Raw genomic sequence first — 16,436 nt, forward strand, 5'->3', positions numbered from 1 at the left:
AAAGGGCGGAAGCATGTCTTTCCGCCCCCGGGATGTTTTGTCCCCATGGCCGGATCGGAACATACAGAATACCCATGCTGAGGGGCCCGTCCGTACCCCGTTCGTGCAACGGGAAGGACGGCGCGGCGGCAAGACCCGCCCGGAAAGGCCCGCAGAAAAAGGCAGGACTTATGGAAAAATGCCCCGATATTCTCAGGTTCCGCATAGAAGGCATGGCCTGCGGGGCCTGCTCCGCCCGTTCCCAGAGAGCGCTGAACGCCATGGAGCACATCGACAGCGCCACGGTGAGTCTGGCCGACGGTACCGCGCAGATACGTCCGGCGGAAGGCGCGCTCGAGGGAGGACTTGAGCCCTTCATCGAGGAAGTGACGGAGCGCGTGCACCGGCTGGGGTTCACCGCGTCCTACCTCCCTCCCGACGCCGATGAACACGACCTGTGGGAAAGCGAACAGGAAAAGACCCGGGCGGATCTGGCCCTGCGTCGACGCCGCCTTTTTACGGAATTTCTTTTTGCCGTGCCGCTGGTGTTCGTGGCCATGGGAAGTCACTGGGGCCTGCCCCTGCCTTCCTTCCTCGACATGCACGAAAGCCCCCTTGTCTTCGCGCTGTTTCAACTGTTTCTGACGCTGCCCGTCATCTGGTCGGGCCGTGATTTTTACCGGCACGGCATACCGCTTCTTCTGCGGGGCGCGCCGAATATGGATTCCCTGGTGGCCATGGGCACGGGGGCCGCGCTTCTCTACAGCCTGTGGAGCACCTTCGAGATAGCCTTTGCCGTCACGCCGGAGACCGTGCACGCGGGCGTTTCAGGCCTGTACTACGAATCCGCGGGTATGCTCATCGCCCTCATTTCTCTCGGCAAGTACATGGAGGCCGTGTCGCGCACGCGCACTTCCGAAGCCATACGAGGCCTTATGGAGCTGACGCCGGAACAGGTGGAGCGCGTGCTTGAGGACGGAAGTGTCAGGGAAATTCCCGTGCGTGCCGTCATGCCCGGCGACAGGCTGCTCATCAAGCCCGGCGCCCGCATTCCCGTGGACGGCGAGGTGGCGGAAGGCTCCTCCTCTCTCGACATGTCCAGCCTCACGGGCGAATCCCTTCCCGTGGAAGTGGCGGCGGGGGATGAAGTGAACGCGGGCACCCTGAACATAAGCGGTTCCTTCGTCATGGAAGCAAAGCGCGTAGGCGCGGATACGGCCCTTGCCCGCATCATTCATCTGGTACGCGAAGCGCAGGGTTCCAAGGCTCCCATCGCAGGCATGGCCGACCGCATCAGTCTTTATTTCGTGCCTGCCGTCATTGCCGTGGCCGTGCTGGCCGCCCTTCTGTGGCTCTTTGCCGGGCATCTGCCCTTCGGGGAGGCGCTTCGCGTCTTTGTTTCCGTGCTGGTGGTGGCCTGTCCCTGTGCGCTGGGCCTTGCCACGCCCATGTCCATCATGGTGGCCACGGGGCGCGGCGCGCAGCTCGGCGTGCTCATGAAGAACGGCACCGCGCTGGAACACTCCGGCCGTCTCGACACGCTGGTGTTCGACAAGACGGGCACGCTTACGGAAGGCCGTCCCCGCCTCATGAGCCTTTATGCCGAAGACATGGCGGAAGAGGAGGCCCTTGCCCTTGCCGCATCCCTTGAAGCCGTTTCCGAGCATCCCCTTGCCCGGGCCGTGCTGGAAGGCGCGCGGGAAAGAGGCGTTTCTCCTTCCGCCGTGGAAGGCTTCCGCGCCCTCGGAGGTCAGGGCGTGACGGGCACGGTGAACGGCCGTGCGCTCTATCTCGGCAACGAAAGTCTGCTTGAGGAAAACGGCGTGGCTCTTTCCTCCGAATGGAAGGCACGTCTGACGGCTCTGGCCGATGAAGGGCGCACCCCGCTTCTGCTCGCCGCGGACGGCAGGATCGTCGCCATGCTCGGCGTGGCCGATCCCCTGCGGGAGGAAACGCCCGGCGTCATTTCCGATTTGCGCGCCATGGGCTGCCGCGTCATGATGCTGAGCGGCGACAATGAACGTACCGCCCGGGCGGTGGCCGCAAAGGCGGGCATCGACGAGGTGGTGGCCGGAGTACGGCCCGATGGCAAGGAAAAGGTCATTGCCGCTCTTCAGGCGGAAGGCCGCCTGGTGGGCATGGTGGGCGACGGCATCAACGATGCTCCCGCTCTGGCCCGCGCCCATGTGGGCATGGCCATGGGCTCCGGTATCGACGTGGCCATGGAAGCGGGGGATGTGGTGCTTCTCTGCGGCATTTCCGGCGTGAAGACGGCCCTTGCTCTGGGCCGCGCCACACTTTCCAACATACGCCTCAGTCTCTTCTGGGCGTTTGCCTACAATATTCTTCTTGTCCCCGTGGCGGCCGGCGTGCTGCTTCTTTTCGGCGGGCCCGCCATGTCGCCCATGCTTGCGGGGGCGGCCATGTCTCTTTCCTCGGTGTCCGTGGTGCTCAACGCCCTGCGCCTGAGAACGTTCCGGTAACGCATACGGCCGGAGTCTTGTTCTTCCCGGCATGAAGAAAGGCCCGCCCGGCAGCAGCCGGACGGGCCTTTTGGTATATGCGGTTCCCCGCTACAGCACGGCTCCGCCGAGATCCTGACTGAGGCTGCGGGAAGCCCGCAGGGAGTGGATCAGGGCGTGGGTGTCCTCGCCGGAGAAGATTTCCTCCTTCGAGGCGAGAAGTGCGAGGGGAAGAACCTCGTCCGCATCGCGTACGAAGCGCACGTCCAGCGTCTTGAGGATTTCTTCCGGTACGTCCTTGAGGTCCTTTTCGTTGTCGGCGGGCACAAGCACCGTCTTCATGCCGGAGCGGCTTGCGGCAAGCAGCTTTTCCCGGAGTCCGCCTATGGCCAGCACGCGGCCGCGCAGGGTGATTTCCCCCGTCATGCACACATCGTCGCGTACGGGAATGCCGAGCAGCGCGGAGGAAAGGGCCGTGGCCAGCGTGATGCCTGCGGAAGGCCCATCCTTGGGCACGGCCCCTTCGGGAACGTGCACATGGATGTCGATATCCTTGTAGAAGTCGGGCCGCAGGCCGAGCAGGCTGGAACGGGAACGGATGTAGGAGAAGGCCGCATGGGCGGATTCCTTCATCACCTCGCCGAGCTTGCCCGTGACCTGAATCTTGCCGTTGCCGGGCATGACCACGGTTTCGATGTAAAGAATGTCGCCCCCTGCTCCGGTATAGGCAAGCCCTGCGGCCACGCCCGCCTGCGGATGGTTTTCCTTCTCGTCGTAGCGGTATTTCTTCACGCCGAGGAAGTCTTCCAGATCCCTGGCCTCTATGGATACGCAGAGGGAGGAATCGTCCGCATCCACAAGGCGTATGGCCGTCTTGCGGCACAGCGCGGCTATCTGCCTCTCCAGATTGCGCACGCCCGATTCCCGGGTGTAGGAGCGGATGATATCGAGCAGAGCCTCGTCGGAAAGATTCATGTTTTCCGCCTTGAGTCCGTGCAGCTTCCATTGGCGCGGCAGCAGAAAATCCCGTGCGATATGCACCTTTTCGCCTTCCAGATAGCTGGAAAGCTCGAGTACCTCCATACGGTCGAGAAGCGGAGCGGGAATGCTCTGCATGGAATTGGCCGTAGTGATGAAGAAGACCTGCGAAAGGTCGTAGTCCATATCGAGGTAATGGTCGTTGAAGGAGCAGTTCTGTTCGGGGTCCAGCACTTCCAGCAGGGCGGAAGCGGGGTCGCCTCTGAAATCCACCGTCATCTTGTCGATTTCATCGAGACAGAAGAGGGGATTGTTGTACTTTGCCCGCTTGAGCGCCATGATGATCTTGCCGGGCAGGGCGCCGATGTAGGTACGCCGGTGTCCGCGTATTTCGGCCTCGTCGCGCACGCCGCCCAGGGAAATGCGCACGAACTCGCGGCCCGTGGCCTCGGCTATGGACTTGGCAAGAGAGGTCTTGCCTACGCCGGGAGGCCCCACAAGGCAGAGGATGGGCCCCTTGAGGGAACCGGAAAGCTTCTGCACCGCGAGGTATTCCAGAATGCGGGTCTTGGCCTTTTCCAGCCCGAAGTGTCCGCCGTCGAGCACGGAACGGGCCTTTGCAAGGTCGATGTCCACGGGCTTGAGCTCGTTCCAGGGCAGGTCGATGATCCAGTCCACATAGTTTCTGGCCACCACATATTCCGAGGAGGCCGGAGGCATCTGACGCAGCTTGCGGACCTCGCGCAGGGCGCGTTCGCGGGCCTCTTCAGGCATGTTCTTGGCCTTGAGCTTTTCCTCAAGTTCCACGATTTCCGCCTGAATGTCGTCGTGCCCCAGTTCCTTGTTGATGGCCTTGAGCTGCTCGGTGAGGTAGTATTCCTTCTGGTTCTGTTCCATCTGCGCCTTGACGCGGCTCTTGATGGTCTTGTCCACGCCGGAGGCGATGAGTTCGCCCCCCAGGTATTCGTACACCTGGCGCAGGCGCTTGCCCTGATCCAGCGTTTCCAGAATGGCCTGCTTGTGCAGGTAGTCCACCTTGAGGCAGGGAGCCACGGCGTCGGCCAGCGTGCCCGGATCGTCGAGCAGCGCAAAGGCGGCGAGCTGTTCGGGAGTGATGCGGCGGTTCTGACGACATGCTTCGGAAAGCGAGTCCTGCAGAGCCTCCACCACGGCGGGAAGCTCGGCGTCCTCTTCCATGGATTCCTCCACGCGCACGGTGCGCAGGCGGGGGAAGGCGCGGTCGCCGAAGGCGGAACTCGCGTTCAGGGGCAGCCAGGTGGCGCGGTACAGGCCTTCGCACACGAGCTTGATGGTATTGTCCTGAAGGCGGTCGGCGCGCAGCACGCGGCTGACCACGCCCATCTGGAACAGGTCGGAAAGGCCGGGGCGTTCGATGGCGGCGCTTGTCTGCGCCACCAGAAATATCTGCTTGTCGTATTCGGTGACGGCGCTGTTGATGGCGCTCACCGAAGCCGAACGCCCGACATGGAACGTCATCACGGCATGAGGGAACATCACTACTTCACGCAGGGTAATGATGGGCAATTCCAGCGGAGTCTGTTCAGCCATAGAGATCCTCAATGTTCCCGGTATGCAATTGCGTCCCTGCCCGGCCGGAGGGCCGGGAAGCAGGAACGCAACTGCCGGGGCCGGGGAATCTCCCCGGGAAAAACGGTTCCACCCTTTACGCGGCGTGCGTAAGGATGGGCTTGTCCGTACCCTCGATGACGCCCCGGGTGATGACGCACTCGGTCACGTCCTTGAGGGTGGGAAGTTCGTACATGATGTCGAGCATCACGTTTTCCAGCACGTTGCGGAGACCGCGCGCGCCCGTCTTGTTTTCCAGGGCCTTCTCGGCCACGGCGCGAAGGGCCTCTTCTTCAAAGCGCAGGGTCACGCCGTCGAGCTCGAAGAGCTTCTGATACTGCTTGACCAGAGCGTTCTTCGGTTCGGTCATGACGCGCAGCAGATCGTCCACGCTGAGCTCTTCCACATGGGTGATGACCGGAATACGACCGATGAATTCGGGAATAAGCCCGAACTGCACGAGATCGGTGGGCACCACCTGATCGAGAAGCTCGCCTATGCGGTGTTCGCTCTTTTTCTCGATATGCGCGCCGAAGCCCATGCTGGTTCCGCGCGAACGCGATTCCACCAGCTTTTCCAGCCCGATGAAGGCGCCGCCCATGATGAACAGGATGTTCGAGGTATCCATGCGGATGAACTCCTGCTGCGGGTGCTTGCGCCCGCCCTTGGGCGGAATGTTGGCCACCGTGCCTTCGATGATCTTCAAAAGAGCCTGCTGCACGCCTTCGCCGGACACGTCGCGGGTGATGGACGGTCCGTCGGCCTTGCGCGAAATCTTGTCGATTTCGTCGATATAGATAATGCCCTTGCAGGCGGCGTCAAGGTCGTAGTCGGCGTTCTGAAGAAGCTGCACGAGGATGTTTTCCACGTCTTCGCCCACATAGCCGGCTTCGGTAAGGGTGGTGGCGTCGGCAATGGCGAAGGGCACCTTGAGCACGCGGGCCAGCGTGCGGGCGAGCAGCGTCTTGCCGCTGCCCGAGGGGCCGAGCAGAAGAATGTTGCTCTTTTCAAGCTCCACGCCTTCGATGGCTCCGGCATGGAATACGCGCTTGTAGTGGTTGTGCACGGCCACGGAAAGGATTTTCTTGGCCCTTTCCTGACCGATGACGTAATCGTCGAGCCGGGCCTTGATCTGCTGAGGGGTGAGCAGTTCGCCGGCTTCCACACCGCTTTCCCTGTGGTCCTGCTCCGCCATGATTTCGGCGCAGGCGGCCACGCAGGCATCGCAGATGCACACTTCGCCCTGAGTCACGAAGTGGCGCACTTCGGAGCCGCTCTTTCCGCAGAAGGAGCAGTGCATTTCTTTCTGTTCGTCGCTCATGCCTGCTGACCTGCCTTGTCCGCCACGTCGCGGCGGGTGGTGAGAATGCGGTCGATGAGCCCGAACTTGAGGGCTTCCTCGGCGGACATGAAGTTGTCGCGTTCCGTGGCTGCGGCGATGCGCGAGACGCTGTTGCCGGTGTTTTCCGCAAGGATGCGGTTCAGGTTCTTCTTGAGGCGCAGGCCTTCGCGTACATGGATGTCCATGTCCGTGATCTGGCCCTGCACGCCGGCGGAAGGCTGATGGATCATGATGCGGCTGTTGGGCAGGCTGTAGCGCATCCCCCTGGCGCCCCCGGCAAGAAGGAAGGCTCCCATGCTGGCGGCCTGGCCGATGCACAGTGTGGCCACGGGGGGAGCGATGAACTGCATGGTGTCGTAAATGGCCATGCCCGCAGTGACCGACCCGCCGGGGCTGTTGATGTACAGGCTTATTTCCTTTTCAGGATCCTGCGATTCCAGAAAAAGCAGCTGGGCGCAGATAAGCGAGGCCGTGGCGTCGTTGACCTCGTCGCACAGAAGAACGATGCGGTCCTTGAGCAGACGGGAGTAGATGTCGTACGAGCGTTCTCCGCGTCCGGTGGATTCGATGACAAAGGGAATAGTCACGTCTGGGCTCCTTAAGAAAGGAAATCCCCGGCCGTGAAGCCGGGGAATCCTTTCCTGATTCGTTATTCGGCCTTGGCTTCGGCGGGAGCGACCTTCTGGGCCTTGTCGAACATGAGGCTCATGGCCTTGCTGTTCAGCATACGGTCCTGAATGTCGTTGACGGCGCCGTTCTGATACAGGGCTTCGCGCAGCTTGCGGAAGTCCTGCTTGTATTCACGGGCCATCTGCATGATCTGCATGTCCACTTCCTGAGCGGAAACCTCAAGCTTTTCGCGGCGGGCGAGAGCGGTAAGGAACACCTGCACGCGGGCGCGTTCTTCGCCGCGGGCGCGGACTTCGCCTTCCATGTTCTTGAGGCTTTCGTCGATGGCGGCCTTGTCCAGGCCCTGCTGGCCGAGATATTCGCGTATCTCGTTTTCGTATTCAACCTGCTGATTTTTGACCACGGCTTCGGGCAGGGGGAATTCCTGGCCTTCCAGCACGGAAGCCATGAGCTTCTGCTCGGCGGCGCTGCGGGCGGAAGCAGCCTTGTTGTGGTTCGCCTGATCGGTGATCATCTTCTTCAGCGCGGCCAGATCAGGGAAGCCCAGCTTCTTGGCGTAGTCTTCGTCGAGTTCGGGCAGAATTTCGCGGCTGATTCTGATGAGCTTCACGCTCAGGTTCACGGTCTTGCCGCGCAGGCTTTCGTCAATATGGTCTTCGGGGCAGACCATGGTGCCGGTGCCTTCCTCACCCGTATGCAGGCTGCGGATGATGTTGTCGAGTTCGGAAAGTTCCTTGCCTTCGGCGGGTTCGGAAAGCTGGATGCTGTAGTTTTCCACCTTCATGCCGGGCACGCTCTTGCCGTCCACTTCGCCGTCCACGTCGATGGTGACGATGTCGCCGTTTTCAGGAAGGCGTTCTTCCTTCACTTCTTCCAGCGTGGCGGTGCTCTTCAGCAGGCGCTTGGTGAAGGCTTCCACTTCTTCTTCGGTGGCTTCGGAGGAATCCATTTCCACGGTGAGGGCGGAAAGGTCTTCGGGGAGCTTGATGTCGTCGGGCAGGGTTTCAAAGGAGAAGGAGAAGCAGAAGTCCTTGCCGCGGACGATCTGATCGCCGTTGTAGTCCAGGCGGGAGAGGGGCTTGATGTCCTCTTCCTTCAGAATGTCGGCCACGCGGCGTTCCACCAGCGTTTCGGAAGCGCGGGAGAGCACTTCCCCGGCAAAGCGCTTTTCAATGACGGACACGGGAGCCTTGCCCTTGCGGAAGCCGGGCAGCGTGACGGAAGCGCCTACTTCACGGGCGGCGGCGTTGAGAGCGGCATTGACCTCCTCGGCCGGGACGGTCACGCTGATTTTGCGGGAGACGGGGGAAACGACTTCGATGCTGTGAGCCATATCGGTAAAACTCCTTATGAATGATCTGCCCGGCCTTGCCGGAAGGCAGAGAAATGGCGCAAAAAATGGTGCGAGAGGAGAGGCTTGAACTCTCAAGGATTGCTCCGCTGGATCCTAAATCCAGTGCGTATGCCAGTTTCGCCACTCTCGCACGCAAGAGCCATATATACTGCAAGGCGAAGAATTTAACACAGCTTCGCGCCGGAAGCAAGAGCCTGCACCGCCCCCCGGCACTATGCCTCTTCCGTTTCCTTCCCGTACCCGGCAGAGGAGGCGCTTCGTCCGGCCTCTTTTTCCCGTGACCGGAAGCGGCGGCGGAAAAATTGCGCCCTTGAGAGGAAGGGCCCGCCCGGAACGCTGTACGCTCCCGGCAGGCCCTTCCGGCGGAGAGAGGAGATGGTTTACGCGGCGTAGAGCTTTTCTCTGAGCCATTCCTTCATGGGGTCGGAAGGCATGAACACACCCTTCAGCGTGCCGAATTCCTTGTGGAAATCATTTTCCAGTTCCTTGGGCAGCGGGGAAACCCACAAATCTTCCGTGGCTTCGGAATTGCGCATCACGAGGCGCAGAGTGGGCTGCTCGGTCCAGTTGTCGAGCACGAAATAATGGGCGAAGTCGTCCTTGGAACGCACGGGAGGATGTTCGGCGCGCCAGTCGTTGTTGCCCCATTCAAGGTAAAGAGTCACGGCATCGGCGGGGTCAAGATTCCATTCTATGGGAAGACGGCTGAAAGCCTTGAGCTGTTCGGAGGTATTGTACTGCATGGTCGTCTCCTTGTGTGGGGCGTGCCCGGGTGGCGGAAGCGCCGTGCCGGAAGCATCGCTGTTGAAGACAGTATGCGTATGAAAGCCCTTCTTGTCAAGAATGATTCCTAATAAGAAAAGAATTTTTTAAAAAATATTTTTAAGTATCAATAATTTCAATATGTTTTATTTACTTTTGCTGAGTCTCTCCTCTCTTATCAGAGAAAAGATGCCATAAAATAAAAAATATTTATATATCAATATATTATACTGGTTATTCAAAAAATTATGTTTATCGAGCCATGGCGTACATATCCGCCGGCTTATCGTAAGACCGTAAAAAAAGCGCCTCTCCGGTTTCAGAGAGGCGCTTTTTTTACGAAAATGAGGCGACGAAATCAGATTCTGCCGTAGGAGGCAAGCACTTCGCGCAGCAGTTTCACCGTATTGTCGGAGGGCTGGCAGAGGGGCAGACGCACCTCGGAGCCCATGCGGCCCATGAGGGCAAGCGCGGTCTTGCAGGGGATGGGGTTGCTTTCCACGAACATGGCGCGGTTCATGGGTTCCAGGGCGAAGTGCAGGCGGCGTGCTTCCGCGTAGTCGCCGCGTTCGCACGCAGCGGTGAGGGCGCTCATCATGTCGGGCAGCACGTTGGCGGTGACGGAAATGACGCCCTTGCCGCCCACGGCGTAGGTGGGAAGCACGGTGAAGTCGTCGCCGGACAGGAGAATGTAGTCTTCGGGGCACTGCTCAAGGATGTTGGAAATCTGCACCAGGTTGGCGGTGGCTTCCTTGCAGCCGATGACGTGCTCGAGTTCGCGGGCCATGCGGGCCTGGGTTGCGGGCAGCACGTTGGAACCGGTGCGGCCGGGCACGTTGTACACGAACATGGGCAGGGCCACTTCGTCGTTGATGGCCTTGAAGTGCTGGAAGATACCTTCCTGCGTGGGCTTGTTGTAGTAGGGAGAGATGAGCAGAGCGGCATCGGCCCCGGCGTTTTTGGCGAAGCGGGTGAGGCTGATGGCCTCTACCGTATTATTGGAACCGGCCCCGGCGATGACGGGCACGCGGCCCTTCACCTGGTCGATGCAGATGCGGATGGCGGATTCGTGTTCCGCGTGGCTCATGGTGGCGGATTCGCCGGTGGTGCCGCAGGGCACCACGCCGTTCACACCCTGTTCAATCTGCCATTCGATATGGGCGCGGTAGGCTTCTTCGTCGATGGTACCGTTCTTGAACGGGGTAAGCAGAGCAGTTATCGTTCCGTGAAACATGCTTTTCTCCGAGCGGGATATGATGGATGAAAAAAATTTCCAGACGACTGGGCCCCGGACGGTCAGAATTTCAAAAGGCTGAACTGGGAGGGGTCGATGACGCCTGTGAAGACGCGGGCCACGGCGCCGGACAGGAAGACGGAATCGCCTGCAAGTTCAATGCCCAAGAGTTCCTTACCTGAAGTAGTGACATTGACGCTGCAATCCGTCAAGCCAAGTGCATGAGCGATACAAGTGGAGGCCGCCGCGCCGGTGCCGCAGGCCAGGGTTTCCCCTTCCACGCCGCGTTCGTAGGTGCGTACATGAATGGCGTCCCTGCCGATGACGGTGATGAAGTTCACGTTGGTGCCTCTGGGGGCGAAGTGCTCATGGTAGCGGAACAGACGGCCGAGGTGTTCCACGTCCACCGTGTCGCAGTCGTCGCAGAGGATGACGGCATGGGGAACTCCGGTGTTCACGAAGTGCACGTCCCAGGTCTTGCCGTCCGCTTCAAGGGGGGTATGCAGCACCATGCCCTCGGGATGCGTGAGCTCCACGCGGGAACGCATGTTTTCCACGTCCACGTCGGCATGGATGAGCCCTGCGTCCGTGCCGAAGCACATGCTTCTGCCCGCAAGGCCGAGGTTCACGGCAAGCCATGAGGCGCAGCGCGAGGCGTTGCCGCACATTTCCGCGCGGGAGCCGTCGGCATTGTAGAAGTGCCAGATGAAGTCGCCTTCCCGCCCTTCGGGAGTCGTGTCGAGAAAGAGCAGTCCGTCGGCTCCGATGCCCGTCTTGCGGCGGCACAAAAGTTCGGCCCAGGCCGCCATTTCGGGAACGCTCACCTTCGCTTCCCTGTTGTCGATGAAGATGAAATCGTTGCCGCAGCCGTGCATCTTGTGAAAATGAATGTCTCTCATGGATGTTGCCGGGCGGAGGGCCGCCCGGCCCTTTTACTGAAGGCGGTTCCAGACGAACCGGATATAGGGTTGCATGACGGTGAGGGCCTTTTCTGCCTCGAGCGGAAGAGTGGCTCCGGCAGCATTGCGGTGCCCGCCGCCTCCGAACTGGGCGGCCACGTCGCGCACGTTGTCCTTGCCGGAGGAACGCAGACTGGCCTTGGTCTGTACCTTGCCGTTCTTTTCCTCTTCGCGCAGCACGAGCGCCACGCGCACCCCGGAAAGACGGCGGAGCTGTTCCACGAAGCCTTCGGTATCGTCGCGGGTGGCGTTGCATTCGCGCAGGGTGTCGAGGGTGATGAGCGCCGCGGCGAGCCGGCCTTCCTCCAGAATGAGGGCGTCCCGCATGAGGCGTCCCCACAGGCGCAGGCGCGTTTCGCTCCAGTTATTTTCCATGCATTCGCGCAGGCGCGCGATGTTCAGGCCTTCTTCCGCCATTTCCGCCACAAGTCGCAGGGCGCCGGCGGTGGTGTTGCCGTAGCTGAAATTGCCCGTATCGGCGGATATGGCCACATACAGAGCCTCGGCCAGAGCGCCGTTCAGAGGAGCGCGCAGAGCCTTGGCCACCATGGCTATCATTTCTCCCGTGGCCGACATGGAAGGCTCGACCCAGTTGGCCTCCGTCCCGAAGAGCGGGTTGGCGAGGTGATGGTCGATGTTCACGCTGGGCACACGATCGAGCAGGGGCTGTATGACTTCGCCGAGGCGTGCCCTGTCGCCGCAGTCGAGACAGGCCACAAGGTCGGGCTCGCAGGGCAGGCTTTCCAGGCTGGAAAGCACGGGACCGGGCAGGGTGAGAAAGCGCAGGCGTTCGGGCAGGCCGTCCTCATTGAAGACGAGCGCGTCCACGCCTGTGGAACGCAGCGCCCAGGCAAGGGCGAGGCAGGAACCCATGGCGTCGGGATCGGGGTTGGTATGGGCAGCGATGAGCACGCGCCTGTGCTTTCTGAGCGCAGAGAGCAGTTCTTCGGGAACGGAATGTTCAGTCGTCATAGAAAAACTCAAGGTCGCTGTAGACCATTTCTTCTTCGCATACGGCTTCCATCATGAGCAGGCATTTGTCCATGCGCGACTGCATGTGTCTTTCGCTGTTGCTGATGGAAACCACCTGAAGCCGGAGCCTCACCAGGGATTCCTCGGTGCCGGCTTCGGCGATGGCCACGTTGAAGGTGTTGCGCACCTTCTGCTTCAGGCTGTTGGCCACGCGGCGCTTCCCCTTGAGGGAATCGTTGCCGTGCAGCGCGTATTCCACGGTGAGAACGCCGATGACCATGCCGGGCCGCCTTGTCAGGAGCGATAGTCGGAGTTGAGGGAAACGTAGCCGTGGGAAAGGTCGGAGGCGAGCAGGCGGGATTCTCCCGGGCCGTCGCCGAGCACCACATCCAGGGGAAGATCCACCGCCTTGAGCGGCTCTTCCAGAAGCGCGTCGAAGTCAAGGTCGGTGGGGCGGCCGTCGCGGAACAGCTCCACGCCGCAGAGCGTTACGCGAAGAGCCATGGGATCGAAGGCGACGCCCGCACGTCCGGCGGCGGCGACGATGCGGCCCCAGTTGGGATCGCGTCCGAACATGGCCGTCTTCACCAGCTGGGAATGGCCGATGGTGCGCGCCACCTTTTCGGCGTCGGCATCGCAGGCTGCGCCCGTGACGTGAATGTGCATGACCTTGGTTGCGCCTTCGCCGTCCTTCACCAGCATGTAGGCAAGCTCGCCCAGCACTTCGGTGAGCGCCGCTTCCAGAACGGGAATTTCCTCTTCGGCCACGGTGACGCCGGAAGCGCCGTTGGCAAGGCCGTAGAGAGAGTCATTGGTGGAGGTGTCGCCGTCCACGCTCACGCGGTTGAAGGTTGCGTCGGCCGCACGGCGGAACATGTCGCGCCAGGCGGCAGGATCGACCTTCGCGTCGCACATGACGAGGGAAAGCATGGTGGCCATGTTGGGGCATATCATGCCCGCGCCCTTGGCCACGCCCGCGAGAAGTACGGTGCCGCCCCTGAGCGAAAGCTCGCGCCCCGCCATCTTGGGGAAGGCGTCGGTGGTCATCATGGCGCGGGCGAGTCCTTCCAGATCCACTTTTCCCAGAGATTCCACCAGCGCGGGAACGGCGGCGGCCCACTTGTCCATGTCCATCTGCGCGCCGATCACGCCCGTGGAGGCGGGGAGAAGACTTTCGGAAGATACCTTTTCTCCGGCCCTGCCGAGCGCTTCGCTTACCATGTCGAGGGTACGCAGGCAGTTTTCCCGGCCCTGTTCGCCGGTGCAGGCGTTGGCCTGGCCGGAATTGAACAGCACGCCGTGCACGCCCGCATCGGCACAGGCGGCTATGTGTTCCTCGGAAACGAGCACGGGAGCGGCCCGGAAGAGATTGGTGGTGAACACGCCCGCAGCGGTGGCGGGGGCGGTGCTGAATACGAGGGAAAGATCGTTGCGGTCGAGATGTTTGCCCCGGAAATCGGCGTTCGCCGCACCGAGACGGAAGCCCTGAGGTATCTGGATCATGGGAAGTTCTCCGTTCCTTTGGAATGCGCTTTCAATCTGCCACACTTGCCGTTGCCGTGCAAGGGCGCGCGGGGAGGAGCAGCCTGTTACCTGTGGAAAAAACAGCGGAAAATTCCCGCTGTTCAGAAAAAGAAAATGAGCCGTGCGTTTATTTTTTCTACCGGGCTGAGCGGATTACGCGGGCTGTTCCGGCCCGTTTCCGATTGATGGGCGCGGCGTGTGCAGTGACAGGAGCTTCGGGGGCGTGGTTGCATCCTGTCCTGCCTGCCGCGAGTTCGCGAGGTTCCTTCCCGGGAAGTTAATGAAAAAGAGTCGCCGCGTTTTGTGCGGCGACTCCGGAGGGAATTTGCCCGAGGTGTGTTCTTTACTTTTTGGCGGCGGCTACACGTGCAGCTTCGGCCTTGAGTTCATTGAGCAGGGTGACGTCGATCTTGGGGAATTCCTTGTAGAGTTCGCTGGTGTTCTTGCGGAGCATGGCGATCTCTTCTTCTGTCGGGGTGTAGATGCTCAGATTTTTTTCCTTGATGGCCTGCATGCTTTCCGCTTCGTCTTCCAGCACGTTTTTACGCTGCTCCTGCACATAGAGATCGATAGCTTCCTGGAAAACGGCCTTGTCTTCGGCCGGGAGCTTGTTCCACCATCTGGTGGAAGTGTAGATGATCTGGGGCAGATAGGTATGCTGGGTGAAGACTACGGACTTGCACACTTCGTCCCACTTGCCCTTGACGAGGTAGGTGATGTCGACGTCCACACCGTCGATGACGCCCTGCTGAAGGCCGGTGTAGACTTCGGAGCCGGGCATGGGAGTGGGGTTCATGCCCATGGCCTTGAGAACGGCGATGTGCACGGGAGAGGAGGAGGCGCGCACCTTGACGCCCTTGAGTTCCGCGAGGCTGTGCACGGGCTTGTTGAGATAGATGTTGCGGTAGCTGTAACGGACGAAGGTAAGGGGCGTGACGGCCTTGTTGGCAGCGGCGGCCAGAATCTTCTTGCCTACGGGGCCGCTCAGCACTTCATCGGCGGTGTCTGCATCGGGGAAGATGTAGCCGAGGTCGAACATGGCGAATATGGGCATGAAGTTGCTGAGGTTGGAAGGGCCTTCCACGAGGAAGTGCACCGTGCCGAGCTGCATGCCCTGATAGGCGCTTTCCATGGTACCGAGTTTGAACTGGTCGTAGATGTCCACACGGTACTTGCCGTTGGTCTTTTCCTCAATGAAGTTTTTCATGGTGACCAGCGAACGGCAGAGAGCCATGGAGGAAGCCGCATGCGTGGTGATTTTGACGGGAATGGGCGCCGCCTGGGCGGGAGTGAAGCTCAGAAGGCCGACAAGCGCACACAGACAGGAGAGACGGAACAGACGGTTCATAAAGGACTCCTTGCGACGGATGTTATTTGACCAGACAGAGGGAAAGCCAAGGGACATAGGCGATGATGTAATATACGATGACCATGGCGGCAATGTAGGGCAGAATCGCCTTGCTGAGCTGCGCGAAGGAAATGTCGCCGATGGCGCAGCCTACATAGAGGTTCATGCCCACGGGCGGCGTGATGTTGCCGAGAACCACGCCGTAGGCGATGAGCACGCCGAACTGTATGGGATCCATGCCTGCCTGTACCATCATAGGCAGGAGTATGGGCGTCATGATGAGCACGATGGCTACGGACTCCATGAAGGTTCCCAGGATGATGAGCAGCGTGACGATGAGGAACATGAGCACATGCTTGTTGGTGGTAATGCCGTTCAGAAGGTCGGCGACCACGGCGTCGGCGTTGAAGTACACGAGGATGATGCCGAGCGCCCCTGCCGCGGTGATGACGAAGAACATCATGCCCGTGGTCTTGGCGGTGGAGTAGAGAATGTCCTGAAATTTTTTCCAGGTCATGGTCTTGGTAATGAAGGTTTCCGCAAGCAGGGCGTAGACCACGGCCACCACACCGGCTTCCGTGGGGGTGGTGATGCCCGTATAGATGCCGCCCAGGACGATGACGGGAACCATGAGAGCCCACTTGGCTTCCCATACGGCGGCGAGGCGTTCCTTTGCTCCGGCGCGCACGGATTTGAGGCCGTAGCCCTTCTTGGCGGCTATGATCATGCTGGTTCCCATGAAGGCCAGCATGGTGAGAATGCCGGTGGGAATGACCGCAATGAACAGGTCGCCGATGGAAACACCTGCGGTCGCGCCGTAGATGATGAGTACGGTGCTCGGGGGAATGAGGGCGCCCAGCGTTCCCGAGGCGGTGTTGACGGCGGTGGAGAAGTTGCGCGGATAGCCTTCCTTCTGCATGGCGGGGATCATGATGCCGCCGATGGCCGCCGTGGTGGCGGGCGGCGAACCACAGAGGGAACCGTAGAAGGCGCATGCCAGCACGGAAACGAGGGAAAGGCCGCCCGTGATGTGTCCTACGAGAGTTTTGGCGAGCTTGAGCAGAGCTTCAGCCATGGAACCGCGCTGCATGATGTCGCCTGCACAGATGAAGAAGGGCAGGGCGAGCAGCGGGAAGGAATCGAAGGTGGTGTAGAGCTTCTGGGTGAAAAGCGCATAGGGGAGATCACCGACGAAGATGGCGGCAAGCACGGCGAGACCTATGGCTGCGCCTATGTGCAGGGTGAGGGCAAGCCCTACGATCAGTACCCAGAACATGGTGACAAGAACAGGATCCATAGGTACTC

General features: G+C 60.8%; 13 protein-coding genes and 1 tRNA gene. 1 reads left to right on the forward strand and 13 read right to left on the reverse strand.

Going from position 1 to position 16,436, the window contains the following annotated elements:
• Positions 1 to 170: 170 nt before the first annotated feature.
• A complete protein-coding gene (locus CZ345_RS03775; protein ID WP_077072002.1) occupies positions 171 to 2,462 on the forward strand; it encodes a heavy metal translocating P-type ATPase in 2,292 nt (763 codons plus the stop codon).
• 90 nt (positions 2,463 to 2,552) lie between these two features.
• On the opposite strand, the gene lon is transcribed toward CZ345_RS03775, so the two are convergent.
• From lon to CZ345_RS03840, 13 genes are all read right to left on the reverse strand, one after another.
• The gene (gene lon, locus CZ345_RS03780) at positions 2,553 to 4,988 is read right to left on the reverse strand and encodes an endopeptidase La (protein ID WP_077071873.1); all 2,436 of its coding nucleotides are present in this window, start codon (positions 4,986 to 4,988) and stop codon (positions 2,553 to 2,555) included.
• A gap of 115 nt (positions 4,989 to 5,103) precedes the next feature.
• Positions 5,104 to 6,327: an ATP-dependent Clp protease ATP-binding subunit ClpX gene (clpX, locus tag CZ345_RS03785; RefSeq protein WP_077071874.1), complete on the reverse strand. Its 1,224-nt coding sequence runs from the start codon at positions 6,325 to 6,327 to the stop codon at positions 5,104 to 5,106.
• Positions 6,324 to 6,935: an ATP-dependent Clp endopeptidase proteolytic subunit ClpP gene (clpP, locus tag CZ345_RS03790; protein WP_077071875.1), complete on the reverse strand. Its 612-nt coding sequence runs from the start codon at positions 6,933 to 6,935 to the stop codon at positions 6,324 to 6,326. Before clpP ends, clpX begins: the two co-directional genes overlap by 4 nt.
• 62 nt (positions 6,936 to 6,997) lie before the next feature.
• The gene (gene tig / locus CZ345_RS03795; RefSeq protein WP_077071876.1) at positions 6,998 to 8,311 is read right to left on the reverse strand and encodes a trigger factor; all 1,314 of its coding nucleotides are present in this window, start codon (positions 8,309 to 8,311) and stop codon (positions 6,998 to 7,000) included.
• A gap of 66 nt (positions 8,312 to 8,377) precedes the next feature.
• A tRNA-Leu gene (locus tag CZ345_RS03800) sits at positions 8,378 to 8,462 on the reverse strand.
• Positions 8,463 to 8,712: 250 nt separating this feature from the next.
• A complete protein-coding gene (locus CZ345_RS03805) occupies positions 8,713 to 9,075 on the reverse strand; it encodes a DVU0772 family protein (protein ID WP_077071877.1) in 363 nt (120 codons plus the stop codon).
• Between the two features lie 377 nt (positions 9,076 to 9,452).
• Positions 9,453 to 10,328 (reverse strand): 4-hydroxy-tetrahydrodipicolinate synthase, encoded by an 876-nt coding sequence (gene dapA, locus CZ345_RS03810; RefSeq protein ID WP_077071878.1) that lies wholly within the window; start codon positions 10,326 to 10,328, stop codon positions 9,453 to 9,455.
• Positions 10,329 to 10,390: 62 nt separating this feature from the next.
• On the reverse strand, positions 10,391 to 11,227 hold the full coding sequence (gene dapF / locus CZ345_RS03815; RefSeq protein ID WP_077071879.1) for a diaminopimelate epimerase: 837 nt from the start codon (positions 11,225 to 11,227) through the stop codon (positions 10,391 to 10,393).
• A 33-nt stretch (positions 11,228 to 11,260) separates the two neighbouring features.
• On the reverse strand, positions 11,261 to 12,259 hold the full coding sequence (locus tag CZ345_RS03820; RefSeq protein ID WP_077071880.1) for a DHH family phosphoesterase: 999 nt from the start codon (positions 12,257 to 12,259) through the stop codon (positions 11,261 to 11,263).
• Positions 12,249 to 12,539: a DUF503 domain-containing protein gene (locus tag CZ345_RS03825; RefSeq protein WP_077071881.1), complete on the reverse strand. Its 291-nt coding sequence runs from the start codon at positions 12,537 to 12,539 to the stop codon at positions 12,249 to 12,251. Before CZ345_RS03825 ends, CZ345_RS03820 begins: the two co-directional genes overlap by 11 nt.
• Before the next feature lie 14 nt (positions 12,540 to 12,553).
• On the reverse strand, positions 12,554 to 13,762 hold the full coding sequence (gene argJ / locus CZ345_RS03830) for a bifunctional glutamate N-acetyltransferase/amino-acid acetyltransferase ArgJ (protein WP_077071882.1): 1,209 nt from the start codon (positions 13,760 to 13,762) through the stop codon (positions 12,554 to 12,556).
• Positions 13,763 to 14,126: 364 nt separating this feature from the next.
• Entirely contained in the window at positions 14,127 to 15,131 is a 1,005-nt protein-coding gene (locus CZ345_RS03835; RefSeq protein ID WP_077071883.1) for a TRAP transporter substrate-binding protein, read from the reverse strand.
• Positions 15,132 to 15,153: 22 nt separating this feature from the next.
• Positions 15,154 to 16,428 (reverse strand): TRAP transporter large permease, encoded by a 1,275-nt coding sequence (locus CZ345_RS03840; RefSeq protein ID WP_077071884.1) that lies wholly within the window; start codon positions 16,426 to 16,428, stop codon positions 15,154 to 15,156.
• Positions 16,429 to 16,436 lie beyond the last annotated feature (8 nt).

The sequence above is a fragment of the Mailhella massiliensis genome (assembly GCF_900155525.1).
GTDB lineage: Bacteria > Desulfobacterota > Desulfovibrionia > Desulfovibrionales > Desulfovibrionaceae > Mailhella > Mailhella massiliensis.

Coding starts and splice junctions, on each gene's coding strand:
- CZ345_RS03775 (WP_077072002.1), top strand. CDS start 171: ATGGAAAAATGCCCCGATATTCTCAGGTTCCGCATAGAAGGCATGGCC.
- dapF (WP_077071879.1), bottom strand. CDS start 11,227: ATGAGAGACATTCATTTTCACAAGATGCACGGCTGCGGCAACGATTTC.
- dapA (WP_077071878.1), bottom strand. CDS start 10,328: ATGTTTCACGGAACGATAACTGCTCTGCTTACCCCGTTCAAGAACGGT.
- CZ345_RS03840 (WP_077071884.1), bottom strand. CDS start 16,428: ATGGATCCTGTTCTTGTCACCATGTTCTGGGTACTGATCGTAGGGCTT.
- argJ (WP_077071882.1), bottom strand. CDS start 13,762: ATGATCCAGATACCTCAGGGCTTCCGTCTCGGTGCGGCGAACGCCGAT.
- tig (WP_077071876.1), bottom strand. CDS start 8,311: ATGGCTCACAGCATCGAAGTCGTTTCCCCCGTCTCCCGCAAAATCAGC.
- lon (WP_077071873.1), bottom strand. CDS start 4,988: ATGGCTGAACAGACTCCGCTGGAATTGCCCATCATTACCCTGCGTGAA.
- CZ345_RS03835 (WP_077071883.1), bottom strand. CDS start 15,131: ATGAACCGTCTGTTCCGTCTCTCCTGTCTGTGTGCGCTTGTCGGCCTT.
- CZ345_RS03805 (WP_077071877.1), bottom strand. CDS start 9,075: ATGCAGTACAATACCTCCGAACAGCTCAAGGCTTTCAGCCGTCTTCCC.
- CZ345_RS03825 (WP_077071881.1), bottom strand. CDS start 12,539: ATGGTCATCGGCGTTCTCACCGTGGAATACGCGCTGCACGGCAACGAT.
- CZ345_RS03820 (WP_077071880.1), bottom strand. CDS start 12,259: ATGACGACTGAACATTCCGTTCCCGAAGAACTGCTCTCTGCGCTCAGA.
- clpX (WP_077071874.1), bottom strand. CDS start 6,327: ATGAGCGACGAACAGAAAGAAATGCACTGCTCCTTCTGCGGAAAGAGC.